The 16,550-nt window shown below is 60.3% G+C and carries 13 protein-coding genes and 1 tRNA gene; 9 read left to right on the top strand and 5 right to left on the bottom strand.

Features of this window, described 5'->3' with window-relative positions:
- The first annotated feature begins 16 nt into the window (after positions 1–16).
- The 5 genes from dadA to IE038_RS01170 all read left to right on the top strand — a co-directional run bounded on the left by dadA (position 17) and on the right by IE038_RS01170 (position 4,027).
- Complete coding sequence (dadA, locus tag IE038_RS01150) at positions 17–1,318, top strand: D-amino acid dehydrogenase (RefSeq protein ID WP_163937978.1); 1,302 nt, start codon at positions 17–19, stop codon at positions 1,316–1,318.
- A complete protein-coding gene (locus tag IE038_RS01155; RefSeq protein WP_163937980.1) occupies positions 1,290–1,643 on the top strand; it encodes a RidA family protein in 354 nt (117 codons plus the stop codon). Before dadA ends, IE038_RS01155 begins: the two co-directional genes overlap by 29 nt.
- 90 nt (positions 1,644–1,733) lie before the next feature.
- Complete coding sequence (gene alr / locus IE038_RS01160) at positions 1,734–2,807, top strand: alanine racemase (protein ID WP_163937983.1); 1,074 nt, start codon at positions 1,734–1,736, stop codon at positions 2,805–2,807.
- Between the two features lie 108 nt (positions 2,808–2,915).
- Complete coding sequence (locus IE038_RS01165) at positions 2,916–3,464, top strand: cupin domain-containing protein (RefSeq protein ID WP_065759764.1); 549 nt, start codon at positions 2,916–2,918, stop codon at positions 3,462–3,464.
- A 140-nt stretch (positions 3,465–3,604) separates the two neighbouring features.
- The gene (locus IE038_RS01170; RefSeq protein ID WP_189394977.1) at positions 3,605–4,027 is read left to right on the top strand and encodes a c-type cytochrome; all 423 of its coding nucleotides are present in this window, start codon (positions 3,605–3,607) and stop codon (positions 4,025–4,027) included.
- Between the two features lie 92 nt (positions 4,028–4,119).
- On the opposite strand, the gene xpt is transcribed toward IE038_RS01170, so the two are convergent.
- The gene (gene xpt, locus IE038_RS01175) at positions 4,120–4,689 is read right to left on the bottom strand and encodes a xanthine phosphoribosyltransferase (RefSeq protein WP_065759762.1); all 570 of its coding nucleotides are present in this window, start codon (positions 4,687–4,689) and stop codon (positions 4,120–4,122) included.
- Between the two features lie 63 nt (positions 4,690–4,752).
- Positions 4,753–6,762: a DNA helicase Rep gene (gene rep, locus IE038_RS01180; protein WP_189394978.1), complete on the bottom strand. Its 2,010-nt coding sequence runs from the start codon at positions 6,760–6,762 to the stop codon at positions 4,753–4,755.
- Positions 6,763–7,026: 264 nt separating this feature from the next.
- On the opposite strand from rep, the gene IE038_RS01185 reads away from it, so the two are divergent.
- Complete coding sequence (locus IE038_RS01185; RefSeq protein ID WP_189394979.1) at positions 7,027–8,691, top strand: putative bifunctional diguanylate cyclase/phosphodiesterase; 1,665 nt, start codon at positions 7,027–7,029, stop codon at positions 8,689–8,691.
- A gap of 758 nt (positions 8,692–9,449) precedes the next feature.
- On the opposite strand, the gene IE038_RS01190 is transcribed toward IE038_RS01185, so the two are convergent.
- A tRNA-Arg gene (locus IE038_RS01190) sits at positions 9,450–9,526 on the bottom strand.
- Positions 9,527–9,863: 337 nt separating this feature from the next.
- Between IE038_RS01190 and gabD the strand changes: the two genes are divergently transcribed.
- The 3 genes from gabD (at position 9,864) to IE038_RS01205 (ending at position 14,122) form a co-directional block, all read left to right on the top strand.
- Complete coding sequence (gene gabD / locus IE038_RS01195) at positions 9,864–11,306, top strand: NADP-dependent succinate-semialdehyde dehydrogenase (RefSeq protein ID WP_163932070.1); 1,443 nt, start codon at positions 9,864–9,866, stop codon at positions 11,304–11,306.
- Between the two features lie 186 nt (positions 11,307–11,492).
- Positions 11,493–12,776 (top strand): 4-aminobutyrate--2-oxoglutarate transaminase, encoded by a 1,284-nt coding sequence (gene gabT, locus IE038_RS01200; protein ID WP_163932066.1) that lies wholly within the window; start codon positions 11,493–11,495, stop codon positions 12,774–12,776.
- Between the two features lie 137 nt (positions 12,777–12,913).
- The gene (locus tag IE038_RS01205) at positions 12,914–14,122 is read left to right on the top strand and encodes a response regulator (RefSeq protein WP_163932063.1); all 1,209 of its coding nucleotides are present in this window, start codon (positions 12,914–12,916) and stop codon (positions 14,120–14,122) included.
- A 38-nt stretch (positions 14,123–14,160) separates the two neighbouring features.
- Here IE038_RS01205 and IE038_RS01210 read toward each other — a convergent pair whose 3' ends face one another.
- Positions 14,161–15,150, bottom strand: coding sequence for a GGDEF domain-containing protein (locus IE038_RS01210; RefSeq protein ID WP_163932061.1), 990 nt, complete (start codon positions 15,148–15,150; stop codon positions 14,161–14,163).
- A gap of 138 nt (positions 15,151–15,288) precedes the next feature.
- Positions 15,289–16,473: a delta-9 fatty acid desaturase DesA gene (gene desA, locus IE038_RS01215; protein ID WP_189394980.1), complete on the bottom strand. Its 1,185-nt coding sequence runs from the start codon at positions 16,471–16,473 to the stop codon at positions 15,289–15,291.
- Positions 16,474–16,550: the final 77 nt, after the last annotated feature.

The following is a 16,550-nucleotide window of genomic DNA, read 5'->3' on the forward strand; positions in this document are numbered from 1 at the left end:
GTCGAGGGATACAAACATGCGAGTTCTGGTACTTGGTAGCGGTGTAATCGGAACCGCCAGTGCCTACTATCTGGCCCGGCAAGGTTTCGAAGTGGTCGTGGTCGATCGTCAGCCGGCGGTGGCCATGGAAACCAGTTTTGCCAACGCCGGGCAGGTCTCGCCAGGTTACGCCTCGCCGTGGGCTGCACCGGGTGTTCCTCTCAAGGCTATCAAATGGTTGCTGGAGCGCCATGCGCCGCTGGCGATCAAGGCCACCGCAGACATTGATCAATACCTGTGGATGGCCCAGATGCTGCGCAACTGCACGGCCAGCCGCTATGCCGTGAACAAGGAGCGCATGGTCCGTCTGTCCGAGTACAGCCGTGACTGCCTCGACGAGCTGCGCGCCGAAACCGGCATTGCCTATGAAGGCCGTACCCTGGGCACCACCCAGCTGTTCCGGACCCAGGCGCAACTGGACAACGCCGCCAAGGACATCGCGGTGCTCGAACAGTCCGGTGTGCCTTACGAGCTGCTTGACCGCGAGGGCATTGCCCGCGTCGAGCCAGCCCTGGCCGGCGTCACCAATATCCTCGCTGGCGCCCTGCGTCTGCCTAATGACCAGACCGGTGACTGCCAACTGTTCACCACCCGCCTGGCGGAAATGGCGGTCAACCTGGGTGTCGAGTTCCGTTTCGGGCAGAACATCGAGCGTCTGGACTATGCCGGTGACCGCGTTAACGGCGTATGGATCGACGGCAAGCTGGAAACCGCCGACCGCTACGTGCTGGCGCTGGGCAGCTACTCGCCGCAACTGCTCAAGCCGCTGGGCATCAAGGCCCCGGTCTACCCGCTCAAAGGCTACTCGCTGACCGTACCGATCACCGACCCGGCCATGGCCCCGACTTCGACCATTCTCGACGAGACCTACAAGGTTGCGATTACCCGTTTCGACAACCGCATTCGTGTGGGTGGCATGGCTGAAATCGCCGGTTTTGACCTGTCGCTCAACCCGCGTCGACGCGAAACACTGGAGATGATCGTCAACGATCTTTATCCTCGTGGCGGTGATCTGAGCCAGGCCAGCTTCTGGACCGGCTTGCGTCCGACCACGCCGGACGGTACGCCGATCGTCGGTGCTACACCGTTCCGCAACCTGTTCCTCAACACAGGCCACGGTACCCTCGGTTGGACCATGGCGTGCGGTTCCGGTCGCCTGCTTGCAGACCTGATGGCCCGCAAAAAACCGCAAATCAGCGCGGAAGGCCTCGATATTTCCCGTTATGGCAACAACCAGGAGATTGCAAAACATGGCAATCCAGCGCCAGCTCACCAATGAGCGCATGAGCCAGATCGTTACCCACAACGGCACCGTCTACCTGGCGGGTCAGGTGGGTGACGACATGAGCGCGGGTATCGAGCAACAAACCCGCGAAACCCTGGCCAACATCGAGCGTCTGCTGGACCTGGCGGGCACCGACAAGACGCGTCTGCTGTCGGTGACCATCTACCTGAAAGACATCGATGCTGACTTTCAGGGGATGAATCAGGTCTGGGACAAGTGGCTGCCAAAAGGCGTTGCCCCGGCCCGTGCCACGGTCGAAGCCAAGCTGTGCGAGCCTGAAATTCTTGTTGAGCTATCGGTAGTGGCCGCACTGCCGTAACCCATCCCTCACCCGGTGCCCTTGTGGTCATAGCCATGTGCGTGCACCGGGTTTTTTACTTCTAACCAGACTGCCCAGAAGGCTGCCGCCATGCGTCCCGCCCGTGCCCTGATCGATCTTCAAGCGCTGCGTCACAACTATCAACTCGCCCGTGAACTCTCCGGGGCCAAGGCCCTGGCAGTGATCAAGGCCGATGCCTATGGCCATGGTGCAGTGCGCTGCGCCCAGGCACTGCAGGCCGAAGCCGATGGTTTTGCCGTGGCCTGTATCGAAGAGGCTCTGGCGTTGCGCGAAGCGGGTATTCGCGCGCCGATCCTGCTGCTTGAAGGTTTCTTCGAGGCCAGCGAACTGGCGTTGATCGTCCAGCACGACCTCTGGTGCGTGGTGCATTCGCTGTGGCAATTGGACGCCATTGAAAAGGCCAGCCTGAGCAAACAGATCACCGTCTGGCTCAAGCTCGACTCGGGCATGCACCGCGTTGGCTTGCACCCAAAGGATTACCCGTCTGCTTATCAGCGTCTGCAGGCAACCGGCAAGGTGGCCCGCATTGTCCTGATGAGCCACTTCGCCCGTGCCGATGAACTCGACAGCAACGCCAGCAATGATCAGGTCGCGGTATTCCAGGCTGCGCGCCAAGGCCTGAGCGCCGAGATCAGCCTGCGTAACTCGCCGGCGGTACTTGGCTGGCCACAGATCCCCAGCGACTGGGTGCGCCCAGGCATCATGCTCTACGGTTCGACGCCGTTTGAAGTGCCGCAAGCCGAGGCTCAGCGCCTTCAGCCGGTCATGACGCTGGAATCGAAAGTGATCAGCGTGCGTGAACTGCCTGCCGGTGAACCGGTGGGCTATGGCGCCCGATTCATCAGCCAGCGGCCGACCCGCGTGGGCGTGGTCGCGATGGGCTACGCCGACGGCTACCCGCGTCTTGCCCCGACCGGCACCCCGGTGATGGTCGCTGGAAAGCGCAGCCAATTGATTGGCCGTGTGTCCATGGACATGCTGTGCATTGACCTGACCGATGTGCCGGAAGCCGGCCTTGGCAGCCCGGTCGAGCTGTGGGGCAAGAACGTTCTGGCCAGCGATGTGGCGATTCAGGCCGGGACCATTCCCTACCAGATCTTCTGCAACCTGCGCCGCGTACCGTTGGTCTACTCCGGCGATTGAGGCAACTGGACGGACTGGCAGTGGGTCGAAGTGTTGTAAATACTGAACGCTGTTGCGATGATGACGTTCAATTTCGACCCCATTTGTTCGTTTAGGAGGGCTTAAGCCTTGGATGTCGGTGAACGACTGCAGGCCATACGCAAGCTCAAGGGCCTGTCTCAGCGTGAACTCGCGAAACGTGCGGGTGTCACCAACAGCACGATCTCGATGATCGAGAAAAACAGCGTGAGCCCTTCAATCAGCTCGCTGCGCAAGGTGCTGGGGGGCATCCCCATGTCCATGGTCGAGTTCTTCTCCGAAGAGCTACAGCCAGAAAACCCCACTCAGATCGTTTACAAGGCCAACGAGCTCATCGACATCTCCGATGGCGCGGTGACCATGAAGCTGGTCGGCAAGTCGCACCCGAGCCGTGCCATTGCCTTCCTCAATGAGGTCTATCCGCCGGGTGCAGACACCGGGGAAGAGATGCTCACGCACGATGGCGAAGAGACCGGCATTCTTCTGGAAGGTCGTCTTGAACTGGTCGTGGGTTTGGAAACATTCATCCTTGAGGCCGGCGACAGCTACTATTTTGAAAGCACCAAGCCGCACCGTTTCCGCAATCCATTCGATGAGCCGGCGCGGTTGATCAGTGCTGCGACCCCCGCCAACTTCTGATCAGCCAGGCGCGGCTTATTGTCGCGTCTAATCCCCTTGGGTCTTTAGGGTTGTTTCAGTGCGGCAGGGTTCTCGTTATACTTGCGACCGCCTGCGAAACCGTGGCCGCGGGCGTGACTAGCCACCATGAGGGTGTACGTGTGAATCTAATCAAGAAAATGCTGGCCGTACCAGCTGCCGTATTGGCCCTTTGGGCAGTCAGCGCTCAAGCTGCGACCAATGACGATATTGCCAAGCGACTGGAGCCTGTTGGTCAGGTCTGCGTCCAAGGCCAGGAATGTAAAGGTATGGAAGTGGCTGCCTCTGCTGGCGGCGGCGGTTCCAAGACGCCTGACGAGATTATCGCCAAGCACTGTAATGCCTGTCATGGCACCGGCCTGCTGGGCGCGCCGAAAATCGGTGATACCGCGGCCTGGAAAGACCGTGCCGACCATCAGGGCGGTTTGGACGGTATCCTGGCCAAGGCCATCACCGGTATCAACTCGATGCCACCCAAAGGCACCTGTGCCGACTGCTCGGATGACGACCTGAAAGGCGCCATCAAGAAGATGTCTGGCCTTTAAGCCACACGCTTCCCCCGACAAAGCCCGCCGCGTGCGGGCTTTGTCGTTTTTGCGAGGTACTGCTTTCCCTGCAGGTGCCCGCAGGGAGGGTTTTACAGGAAGGTAACGACGCCGCCTTCCAGCGACTTGACCCGTGCCAGCGACTCGACGCGGTAGCCTTGGCTGTCCAGTTCGGCGCGACCGCCCTGGAACGACTTCTCGATGACGATACCCAGGCCTGCCACGCTGGCGCCGGCCTGTTTGACGATCGAGATCAGGGCCTGGGAAGCTTTGCCGTTGGCCAGGAAGTCGTCGATCACCAGCACGCGGTCGCTGCTGTTCAGGTGACGCGGGCTGATCGCGACGGTGTTTTCGGTCTGTTTGGTGAAGGAGTACACCGAAGCCGTCAGCAGGTTCTCAGTCAGGGTGAGCGACTGGTGCTTGCGGGCGAAGATCACCGGAACGCCAAGCTTCAGGCCGGTCATGACCGCTGGAGCAATGCCGGAGGCTTCGATGGTGACGATCTTGGTTACGCCCGAGTCGGCGAACAGACGGGCGAACTCGTCACCGATCAGTTGCATCAGCGCAGGGTCGATCTGATGGTTGAGAAACGCATCGACTTTCAGGACCTGATCGGAAAGCACGATGCCTTCTTCGCGAATCTTCTGGTGCAGTGCTTCCACGGCGGTAAATTCCTCGATGTAACAAAAAGGCCCCGGCAGCGCGCCAGGGCAAAGGTGGATTATCTAACGTTTGAGCATGGCGCGGATATCCGCCAATGCGTTATTGCCTCGCGCAGCCTTGACCTCGGTAGGGGCATCGTCGAGGCCTTCCCAGACGAGGTCGTCGTCGGGTAGCTCGTCGAGAAAACGGCTTGGTGCGCAGTCAATGATCTCGCCGTATTGCTTGCGCTTGGCGGCGAAGGTGAACGCCAGGGTCTGGCGGGCCCGGGTGATCCCGACATAGGCCAGGCGGCGCTCTTCCTCGATGGTGTCGGCTTCGATGCTGGAGCGGTGCGGCAGAATCTCTTCCTCCATGCCCATGATGAACACGTAGGGAAATTCCAGCCCCTTGGAGGCATGCAGGGTCATCATCTGCACACCTTCGGCACCGTCTTCCTCTTCCTGCTGGCGTTCGAGCATGTCGCGCAACACCAGCTTGCCGATGGCTTCCTCGATGGTCATGCCACCGTCTTCGTCCTTCTCGAGGGTGTTCTTCAAGGCCTCGATCAGGAACCAGACGTTGCCCATGCGAAAGTCCGCAGCCTTGTCGCTTGAACTGTTCTGGCGAATCCAGTTTTCGTAGTCGATGTCCATGACCATGCTGCGCAGGGCCGCGATCGGATCATTCTGCGCGACCTGCTGGCGTACGCCGTCCATCCAGCGTTTGAAGCGCTGGAGGCGGTCGGTGAAGCGGCTGTCCAGGTGTTCGCCAAGGCCGAGTTCTTCACTGGCGGCGTACATGGAGACCTTTCGCTCGGTGGCGTAGTTGCCCAGCTTTTCCAGGGTGGTCGAACCGATTTCCCGGCGCGGTACGTTGATCACCCGCAGGTAGGCGTTGTCGTCGTCCGGGTTCACCAGCAGGCGGAAGTAGGCCATCAGGTCCTTGACCTCCTGCCGGCCAAAGAAGCTGTTGCCGCCCGAAAGCCGGTAAGGAATCTGGTGGTGCTGCAGTTTCAGCTCAATGAGCTTGGCCTGGTAGTTGCCCCGGTACAGGATTGCGAAGTCGCTGTAAGGGCGGTCGGTACGCAGGTGCAGGCTGAGGATTTCCATGGCCACGCGCTCAGCCTCGGCTTCCTCGTTGCGGCAGCGGATCACCCGGATCTCATCGCCATGGCCCATCTCGCTCCACAGTTGTTTCTCGAAGGCGTGCGGGTTGTTCGAGATCAGCACGTTGGCGCAGCGCAGGATGCGGCTGGTAGAACGGTAGTTCTGTTCAAGCATGACCACCTTCAGCGAAGGGTAGTCGTCCTTGAGCAGCATCAGGTTTTCCGGACGGGCACCGCGCCAGGCGTAGATCGACTGGTCATCGTCGCCGACCACGGTGAACTGGTTGCGCGTACCGATCAGCATCTTCACCAGCAAGTACTGGCTGGCGTTGGTGTCCTGGTATTCGTCCACCAGCAGGTAGCGCACACGGTTCTGCCATTTTTCCAGGATGTCAGCGTGTTCCTGGAACAGCTTCACCGGCAGCAGGATCAGGTCGTCGAAGTCCACTGCGTTGAACGCCTTGAGCGTACGCTGGTAATGGGCATAGACGACGGCGGCTGTCTGCTCCTTGGGGTTGCGTGCTTTTTCCAGGGCTTCCGGAGGCAGAACCAGGTCGTTCTTCCAGGCGCCGATCATGTTCTTGATCTCGTCGACGCCGTCGTCCCCCGAGTACTCCTTCTGCATGATGTCGGTCATCAATGCCTTGACGTCAGCTTCATCGAAGATCGAGAAGCCCGGCTTGTACCCCAGCCGCTGATGCTCCTTGCGGATAATGTTCAGGCCCAGGTTGTGGAAGGTCGAAACGGTCAGGCCGCGTCCTTCGCCCCCGCGCAGCAGGGTGCCGACCCGCTCCTTCATCTCCCGAGCGGCCTTGTTGGTAAAGGTCATGGCCACGATGTACTGGGCGCGGATGCCGCAGTTCTGGATCAGGTGGGCAATCTTGCGGGTGATCACGCTGGTCTTGCCGGAGCCGGCACCGGCGAGCACCAAAAGAGGGCCGCCGACGTAGCTCACGGCTTCCTGTTGCCGGGGGTTGAGTCGGGACATGGGGAACCTGGGTCGCTTGAAAAATAGCCGGGCATTTTAGCAGGCGCGAAGCGATTGTGCCGCGACCGTCTGACAGTGTGACGTAGCACGCGATCTAAATTTGCTGGTTCTGTTACTTTCCCGCAGGATGCGCTGCGAAGTATGTGGATGTCGGCAAAGGAATGGCATGTGTTTAAGTGAAAATCATTACCACCAATGATTTAGGATAGGGCATCCCAGCTACTCATCGTCATTTAGACTGCGTCAACGTGCTAAGGAGCCTGCTTGTCTACGCCTGTCGAACCTTTGCGTTTGCTCCTGCTGGCCGATGAGCCGAGCTGGGCTACGGCGTTGCAACACTGTTTGCAGCCTCTGGCCGGCAGTGCCGTGCTGATCAGCGCACCGAACTGGGAGTCGGTCGACAGCCTGTTCGTCAGTGACCGCAATGCGCTGGTACTGGCGACGCCGTCGCTGCAACCGGCACCGGGGCGTTGCGACCTGCCCATGCTGCTGTTGCTGGAAGAAGAACCTGCGCACGCCCCGCTGGGCATCAGCGACTGGTTGGTGCGTGCAACGCTGAGCACCGATACCCTGCGGCGTTGCCTGCGCCATGTGCGCGAACGCGGCGTCCTGGAGGCCACCTTGCAACGCTTGGCCGAGCAGGACCCCCTGACCGGCATTGCCAATCGCCAGGGTTTCCAGACCTTGCTCACCGCACGGCTGGCGGAGAACGAGGGGCGCGGTGTCGCCCTTGGCCACCTTGACCTGGACAACTTTCGACACGCCAACGATGCCCTTGGCCATCAGGCTGGCGACCGCCTGATCCTGCAAGTGGTCGGCCGTCTCAAAAGCCAGCTGGAAGCCGGTGATCAGGTGGCGCGCCTGGGCAGTGATGAATTTGCCCTGTTGATCGACACCCGCCGCGAGCCGCAGCGTGCCGAATGGATGGCTGAGCGTATCGTCGAAGCGCTGGCCGAACCGTACTGGATCGATGGTGAAAGCCTTCTGCTCGGCTGCAGCCTGGGCGTGGCCCATGCCCGTGCCGAGGGCGGCGCCGATCCACTGATGTGGCATGCACATATTGCCATGCAGCAGGCCAAGGGCACCCAAGGGTGCACCTTCCATGTGTTCAACGAGCGCATCAACCGCCATGCGCGCAGCCTGGCCGACCTGGAAAGCGAGCTGCGCCGGGCCTTGCGCCGTGACGAACTGGAGCTGCACTACCAGCCTCGGTTTGACCTTAAGAGTGGCCAGATTGTCGGGCTTGAAGCGCTGGTGCGCTGGCGGCATGCCGAGCGAGGCCTGCTGCCACCGAGTGAGTTCGTCCCACTCGCCGAGCAGAGCGGGCTGATCGTGCCGCTGGGGTATTGGGTGATTTCCCGTGCCCTGCGCGACATGCAGGTACTGCGTGAGCAGGGGGTTGCCCCCTTGCATATGGCGGTGAACCTGTCGTTCCGGCAGTTCCAGGACAGCCAACTGCTGGCGACCTTGAGCCGGCTGATCATCCAGCATGGCGTCGATGCCCGTTGGCTGGAGTTTGAGCTGACAGAGACTGCCGTGATGCGCCGTAGCGACCTGGTCAAGCAGACCATGGATGCGCTCGGGCGGTTGGGCGTGCGATTCTCGCTGGATGACTTCGGTACCGGCTTCTCATCGTTCGTGCACCTCAACAGCCTGCCGATTACCTTGCTCAAGGTGGACCGCAGCTTTGTCGGCGGCATGGAGCAGCGCGAAGAGAACCGCCAATTGGTCCACGCCATGATCAACCTGGCCCACAACCTGAAGCTGGAAGTGGTGGCCGAAGGGGTGGAGACCGAGGAGCAGATGGCGTTGCTGCGCAGCTTCGACTGCGATCAAGCACAGGGCTACCTGATCAGTCGTCCGCTCCCGATCGATGAACTGCTGTCCTACCTGACGCAAGGCGCTGCTCCCCAGAAAGCTACGGTGTAGGCGCTGGCCTCCGGGGGGCAGGCTTGCCGGCGAGGGTGTCGGTGAAGCGCCTGCAGCGCAGCGCGCCCACCAGACCTTTGGCCAGCGGCAGCTGCCGAAGAGGGTGGCAGCTGTACGCGGGGTGGTAAACCGGTGGACGTAGGGACATCCGGCAGGCCCTGAGGCCTCCCGCGCACAGCTGCCATAAAGCAGGGTCCGCTGTATGTTCAGCGACGGAGCCAGCCTAGAGGGCCGGGTTTCCAGGGACAAGTCATCACGCATAGACAGACTGCGTAGGGCATTTCCTAGGACCTAAGATCGGCTAGCCATTTTGCCGTTTCGAATCAAAATCTAACATTTGACTGGCAATAAAAAAGGCCCAGGTTTTCACCTGGGCCTTTTCATGACGAGTGCTTCTGTGAGGATGAAGCTGCGTTCACTCGTTACCACCCGAGCGGGTGGCAGCTGTACGCGGGGTGGTAAACCGGGGCACAGGAACATCCGGCAGACCCTGAGGCCTCCCGCGCACAGCTGCCATAAAGCAGGGTCTGTGGATGTCTACGACCGCTCGGGTTACCACCCCCGAGCGCTGTGCGTTCAGCGACGGAGCCAGCCTAGAGGGCCGGGTTGCCAGGGACAAGTCATCACGCATAGACAGACTGCGTAGGGTTTTTCCTGGGATCTAAGATCAGCCGGCCATTTTGCCGTTTCGAATCAAAATCTAACATTTGACCGGCAATAAAAAAGGCCCAGGTTTTCACCTGAGCCTTTCATCTATATGGCGCACTCGGCGGGATTCGAACCCACGACCCCTGCCTTCGGAGGGCAGTACTCTATCCAGCTGAGCTACGAGTGCAACGCGGGCGCCATGATACCCATCTCGCCTGTCGGCGTCCATCGCCAGAATCTGTAGTCGATTTCGCACACTGAAGGGTCTATAAGTGACGTTGATCTGAAAAAAGTCGCGTTGGGCGGCTTTTTGTTCTTTTTTTCGAACAACCTATTGTCCTTTAACCCCTTTAATCCTAGGATTCGTTTGAGATTTCAAACGCTCTTGTGTGGTGCCTGATCCTGCGACCGTGGTTTCGTGGCCCGGCCAGGTGTGTGAATTCCTGACGGCAGCCCCCTGAGGGCTCCTTTTTTACAATCAACAATTCGCTCCGTGTATGCACGGTGCTGTTAAGGAAGCCGACATGCAGCTTAAAGACGCCCAGTTGTTCCGCCAGCAGGCCTATATCGATGGTACCTGGCTGGATGCGGACAACGGTCAGACGATCAAGGTGAACAACCCGGCGACGGGCGAAATCATCGGCACCGTGCCGAAGATGGGCGCCGCCGAGACCCGCCGTGCCATTGAGGCCGCCGACAAGGCGCTGCCAGCCTGGCGTGCACTGACCGCCAAAGAGCGCGCTGGCAAGCTGCGTCGTTGGTTCGAATTGATGATCGAGCACCAGGACGACCTGGCACGCCTGATGACCACCGAGCAGGGCAAGCCTCTGGCCGAAGCCAAGGGCGAAATCGCCTATGCCGCTTCCTTTATCGAGTGGTTCGCTGAAGAAGCCAAGCGTGTTTACGGCGACACCATCCCGGGTCACCAGCCAGACAAGCGCCTGATCGTTATCAAGCAGCCAATCGGTGTGACTGCGGCGATCACCCCGTGGAACTTCCCGGCTGCGATGATCACCCGTAAAGCCGGCCCGGCCCTGGCCGCTGGCTGCACCATGGTGCTCAAGCCTGCTTCGCAAACCCCTTACTCGGCTCTGGCCCTGGTTGAGCTGGCTCACCGTGCTGGCATCCCGCAAGGCGTGCTGAGCGTGGTAACTGGCAGCGCTGGCGATATCGGCAGCGAGCTGACCGGCAACCCGATCGTGCGCAAGCTGTCGTTCACCGGCTCGACCGAAATTGGTCGCCAGCTGATGGCCGAGTGCGCCAAGGACATCAAGAAGGTTTCCCTGGAACTGGGCGGTAACGCACCGTTCATCGTGTTTGACGACGCGGACCTGGATAAGGCCGTTGAAGGCGCGATCATTTCCAAGTACCGCAACAACGGTCAGACCTGCGTCTGCGCCAACCGTATCTATGTGCAGGACGGCGTCTATGATGCCTTCGCCGAGAAGCTGCGTGCAGCGGTCGCCAAACTGAAGATCGGTAACGGTCTGGAAGAAGGCACCACCACTGGCCCGCTGATCGACCACAAAGCGGTCGCCAAGGTTCAAGAGCACATTGCTGACGCCGTCAGCAAAGGCGCCAAGGTACTGACCGGTGGCAACCTGATCGAGGGCAACTTCTTCGAGCCGACCGTACTGGTCGACGTACCGAAGACCGCTGCTGTCGCCAAGGAAGAGACCTTTGGCCCGCTGGCGCCACTGTTCCGTTTCAAGGACGAGGCCGAAGTCATCGCCATGTCCAACGATACCGAGTTCGGCCTGGCATCGTACTTCTATGCCCGTGACATGAGCCGTGTGTTCCGTGTCGCTGAGGCGCTGGAGTACGGCATGGTCGGTATCAACACCGGTTTGATCTCCAACGAAGTCGCACCGTTCGGCGGCATCAAGGCCTCGGGCCTGGGCCGCGAAGGTTCCAAGTACGGCATTGAGGACTACCTGGAAATCAAATACCTGTGCATCAGCGTTTGATCGCCGGTTAACGCTTTACCTCTGCCAGCGAGGTGCGAGAGTGACGCCTCGCTGGCTTTTTTAGACACAAGCCGATACCTGGCGCCCCGGATCCTGTAGCAGTCGATCAGCGCATGCTGCGGCAGTCGAACCCCGGTCGCCCAAGCCTTGAAACTACGCCACTGAGTGGCGAATGAGGACATGTTCATGAGCAACAAGACCAACGAATCCTTGATGCAACGCCGTGTAGCCGCCGTTCCGCGCGGTGTTGGCCAGATCCACCCAATCTTCGCTGACAGCGCGAAGAACGCCACCGTTACCGACGTTGAAGGTCGTGAGTTCATCGACTTCGCTGGCGGTATCGCAGTACTGAACACCGGTCACGTACACCCGAAAGTAATCGCTGCTGTTGAAAAACAACTGCACAAGCTGACTCACACCTGCTTCCAGGTACTGGCCTACGAGCCGTACGTTGAAGTGTGCGAGAAGATCAACGCCAAGGTTCCAGGCGACTTCGCCAAGAAAACCCTGCTGGTCACCACCGGTTCCGAAGCGGTTGAGAACGCCGTGAAGATCGCCCGTGCTGCCACTGGCCGTGCTGGCGTGATCGCGTTCACCGGCGCTTACCACGGTCGTACCATGATGACCTTGGGCCTGACCGGTAAGGTTGTACCTTACTCGGCCGGCATGGGCCTGATGCCAGGCGGCATCTTCCGCGCGCTGTACCCTTGCGAGCTGCACGGTGTGAGCATCGATGATTCGATCGCCAGCATCGAGCGTATCTTCAAGAATGACGCTGAGCCAAAAGACATCGCCGCGATCATCATCGAGCCAGTTCAGGGCGAAGGTGGTTTCTACGTTGCGCCTAAAGCGTTCATGAAGCGCCTGCGCGAACTGTGCGACAAGCACGGCATTCTGATGATTGCTGACGAAGTACAGACCGGCGCTGGCCGTACTGGCACCTTCTTCGCAATGGAGCAGATGGGTGTTGCGCCTGACCTGACCACGTTCGCCAAGTCCATCGCCGGTGGTTTCCCTCTGGCCGGTGTTTGCGGCAAGGCTGAATACATGGACGCTATCGCTCCAGGCGGCCTGGGCGGCACCTATGCCGGTAGCCCGATCGCGTGTGCCGCTGCTCTGGCCGTGATGGAAGTGTTCGAAGAAGAGAAACTGCTGGAGCGCAGCAACGCTGTTGGCGAGCGCCTGGTTGCTGGCCTGCGCAAGATTCAGGACAAGTACCCAGTGATTGGTGACGTGCGTGCCCTGGGTTCGATGATCGCTGTTGAGGTCTTCGAAGGTAAGGACTCCCACGCGCCAAACCCTGCTGCCGTTGCTCAGGTTGTAGCCAAGGCACGCGACAAGGGTCTGATCCTGCTGTCCTGCGGCACCTACGGCAACGTTCTGCGTATCCTGGTTCCGCTGACCGCGCCAGACGCACAGCTGGACAAAGGCTTGGCAATCATTGAAGAGTGCTTCGCCGAACTCGCGTAAACTGTGATGCGCTAGAGAAAAACCCGCTTCGGCGGGTTTTTTTTGTGCCAAAGGAATGGGCGGCGTACTAAGGTAGTCAGCAATGGACATCTTGGAGGGTGCACTGGATTGCATGCAGAGGTTTTCAGGAGAACTGTATGACTGTTGCCGACTCACCCAGCGAACCCCGTGTATTGATCGCCGAGGGCGATCCGTGGGTGCGAGACATGCTGACTCAGGTGTTGCTGAGTGTGCGCTGTGATGCCTCCCTGCAGGTCTGCGCTGACGGCCATGAGGCGCTGTCTGCGCTGGCAAGCCAGCCGGACCTGATCATCGCTTCCCGTGAACTACCTGGGCTGGACGGTCTTGACCTGCTGCGTTCAGTGCGCGCCAAGCGCCGTCAACCGCCATTGCCGTTCATTCTGTTGAGTAGCCGTAGCGACAGTGCCAGTGTGCGTGAGGCCTTGCCGTTGGCGCCTACCGCGTACATGAGCAAACCCTTGAACATGGATTCGCTGCGTCAGCGCCTGGAGCAGTTGTTGCTTTCAGCGGGTGCGCCCGTGGCCTGTTCTGTGCCGCCGCTGCCAGCCAGCATGACATTGACGCGTTTTCTTGAAGACCGTCGTGCCACGGCTGACGGTGGCCCGCTGTTGGCTGATGTTCAAAAGGCGGTGAAGCGCAGCCTCAAGGCTCAGGGTTTGAACCTGAAGGTGTTGGAAGAAGAGGTTCGTACCGACCCTCAGATTACGGCTGTGTTGATTGCTGCGGCCAACAGCGCTGCGCTGCACCATGACGGACAGGTACAGTCACTGCTGCAGGCCCTGAACAAATTGGGTTCCACCCAAAGCATGAACCTGATTCTCGGCCTTGCGCTCAAGCGCAGTGCCAAGCTCAATGATCCGCTTTTGTCTGGTTATGCCGAGCGTTATTGGGCACTGTCGCTGCATACGGCTGAGTATGCCCGTACCCTGGCGCGTGTTCTCGAGCTGGATGAAGAACGTTGTTACTGCGCAGGTTTGCTCCATTGCCTGGGTGAGTTGGCGGTATTGCGTTGCATGCAGGAGTGGCGCCAGGCTGGCGGTGAGCTGGATGAAACCAGTATCGAGGTGGCCCTGGAGCAGTCAGCGGCGGCCTATGGCTCGGCACTGCGCACACGCTGGCGCTTGCCACTGGAGCTGCGTGAGTTGATTGCAGCGGTGTACCACCTTGGCGGTGGCGTCTACTCGCGGGAAGCCTTGGTCATGAACCTGGTGGGGCAGCTGGTGCACTTGCCCGCCGAGGCGCCGCTGGACGCAGTAGTCGAGAGCAAGGCTGCACGCCTGCTCAAGGTTGGCTCCAGTGAGTTGAAGCGTTTGCACAAGGCTTAAGCGCCGACTTGCGATCTGTTGCGCTGGCCAGCCAGCGCTCAGCCCAGCACAATCTGGTTCTTGCCTTGGCGCTTGGCCTGGTACATCGCGGCATCGGCGCGGGCGAACAGGCTGTCGAGGGTTTCATCGCTATCGACAATGCCGGTCAGCCCTTGGCTGACGGTCACCCCGAAGGTTTGATCGTCATGGCTGAAGCTCAGGCGCTGGATTTCGCGTTGCAAGCGCTCGGCAACGTGTTGTGCCATCTCCGGTGTGCAGTCGGGAAACATCGCCGCGAACTCTTCGCCACCAATTCGTCCGAACAAATCACCGCGGCGCAGCACGGTTTTGCCGCTGTCGGCGATGCGCAGTAGCACATGGTCGCCGGTCGGGTGGCCATAGGTGTCGTTTATCTGTTTGAAGTCATCGATGTCCAGGAGCAGGAAGGCCAGGGCGGTGCCATCCTGTCGGGCCTTTTCAAATGCACCGCGGGCACAGTCGAAAAAGTGCCGACGATTGCTGCTCTGGGTGAGCACGTCAGTGGTCGCCAGGCGTTGCAGTTCACCTTGAAGTTGCTTGTTCTCCGTGATGTCTTCGGCGATACCGACCACGATTACGCCCTGGTCGCCGTCGGTTTGCTGGTTGATGTAGCATTTGTCGCTGAGCCAACGGAGCTGGCCGTCGGCCGTCATGATGCGGTACTCGCGGTCTTCCACGGCACCTTTGACCAGTACTTCGGCAAGGCTGCGTTCGGCGTACTCCAGGTCATCCGGGTAGACGCTGCTTCGCCACTCGTTGTAGTCAGCCAGCAGCAAACTGGCCGGGCGACCGAAAATACGCTCGTATGCGGGGCTGACGTAGAGCACCTTGCGGCTTTCCCAATCGAAGGCCCAAAGCACGGCATTGACGCTGTCGAGCAGGGCGCTGAACAACTGCTCGCGTTCGCTCAGGCGCGCGACTTCACCTTGGGCATGCATCAGCGCCAGCAGGGTCTGCGCAGCCTCTGGTGGTGGGTGTTGGGACATGGAGGAGGGCGTATGCTTGACCATTGGCGCGCAGCTTCTCAAAAGGCAAGGGCGTGCGGCCACGACCCGGCCCGCCACGCGGACGATATGCCTGTAAGAGCCAGGAAATGTGCTGAAGTTCCGGTCGGCGCGCCCTTGGGAGGGACGCGCCGATCAACGGCGTCAGGCCAGGGCGGGGCGTAGCGAGTAGGTTTTCAGCTGGGCAGCGAAATCGCGTAGCGACTGGATGCCGCTGGCTTCGGCTTCATGTACCCAGTCCTTGATTGCGGCCAGCATATCGTGGCCGTTGGCGCTGGTGCGCGCCCAGATCTGTTGCAGTGCCAGGCGCTTTTCGTAGATGGTGCGCAGCGTCTGGCTGTGCTCGAGCATGGTCTGGATGTGCAGGTGATGGCGGTCGTCCAGCAGGCTGGTTTCGCGTGACAGCAAGCGCTTGGCACGGCGGAACTGATGACGCACGGAGCCATCGACCCGGGCCAGTTCCTGTTTGACCAGCGGGCCGATTACCAGCTTGCGGTATTGCGCCATGATCTGGAATCGGTTGTTGAGGATGGCCATGGCGGTGTCCATGTCCAGCTGGCCCTTGCCCGCAACCCGGTGGGCGATGGGCGCGACGCGTTGCACCTTGGCCAGCCCCAGCAGGCTGAACAGCTTGATCCAGGCCCAACCCATGTCGAACTCCCAGCGTTTGACCGAGAGCTTGGCTGAGTTCGGATAGGTGTGGTGGTTGTTGTGCAGTTCTTCGCCACCAATGATGATGCCCCACGGCACCAGGTTGGTTGCAGCGTCGCGGCACTCGAAGTTGCGGTAGCCGACGGCATGGCCAAGGCCGTTGACCACGCCGGCGGCCCAGAACGGAATCCACATCATCTGCACGGCCCAGATGGTGATGCCGATAGTGCCGAACAGCAGCAGGTCGATGACGGCCATCAGGGCGATGCCGCCCAGCTTGTAGCGCGAGTAGAGGTTGCGCTCGATCCAGTCCTCGGGGCAATTCTTGCCATAGATGCGCAGGGTGTCCGGATTGCGTGCCTCTTCCCGGTAGAGTTCGGCCCCTTTGCGCATCACCGTGGACAGGCCCTTTATGACCGGGCTGTGCGGGTCGTCGACGGTTTCGCACTTGGCGTGGTGCTTGCGGTGGACAGCGGTCCATTCACGGGTGTTCTGTGCGGTGGTCAGCCAAAGCCAGAAACGGAAGAAGTGCTTGAGCCCGGCGTTGAGTTCCAGCGCGCGGTGAGCGGAATAGCGATGCAGATAAACCGTGACGCTGACAATGGTCACATGGGTCATCAGCAGCGTGACTGCCAGCAGTTGCCAGGCGGACAGATCGAGAAAACCGTTGTACCACATAGGCGGGTGCACCCTCGTAGAGCAAAAAAGCTAGGATCATTATCCCTGGCGAGTTAAATAAAACCAGTTGTGCTTTT

Origin of the sequence: Pseudomonas laurentiana, assembly GCF_014648275.1 — a bacterium.
Lineage (GTDB): Bacteria > Pseudomonadota > Gammaproteobacteria > Pseudomonadales > Pseudomonadaceae > Aquipseudomonas > Aquipseudomonas laurentiana.

Bases quoted from the DNA above. Each gene is read 5' to 3' on its own strand.
- dadA (WP_163937978.1), top strand. From the start codon at position 17: ATGCGAGTTCTGGTACTTGGTAGCGGTGTAATCGGAACCGCCAGTGCC.
- IE038_RS01155 (WP_163937980.1), top strand. From the start codon at position 1,290: ATGGCAATCCAGCGCCAGCTCACCAATGAGCGCATGAGCCAGATCGTT.
- alr (WP_163937983.1), top strand. From the start codon at position 1,734: ATGCGTCCCGCCCGTGCCCTGATCGATCTTCAAGCGCTGCGTCACAAC.
- rep (WP_189394978.1), bottom strand. From the start codon at position 6,762: ATGTCCCGACTCAACCCCCGGCAACAGGAAGCCGTGAGCTACGTCGGC.
- gabD (WP_163932070.1), top strand. From the start codon at position 9,864: ATGCAGCTTAAAGACGCCCAGTTGTTCCGCCAGCAGGCCTATATCGAT.
- gabT (WP_163932066.1), top strand. From the start codon at position 11,493: ATGAGCAACAAGACCAACGAATCCTTGATGCAACGCCGTGTAGCCGCC.
- IE038_RS01205 (WP_163932063.1), top strand. From the start codon at position 12,914: ATGACTGTTGCCGACTCACCCAGCGAACCCCGTGTATTGATCGCCGAG.
- IE038_RS01210 (WP_163932061.1), bottom strand. From the start codon at position 15,150: ATGGTCAAGCATACGCCCTCCTCCATGTCCCAACACCCACCACCAGAG.
- desA (WP_189394980.1), bottom strand. From the start codon at position 16,473: ATGTGGTACAACGGTTTTCTCGATCTGTCCGCCTGGCAACTGCTGGCA.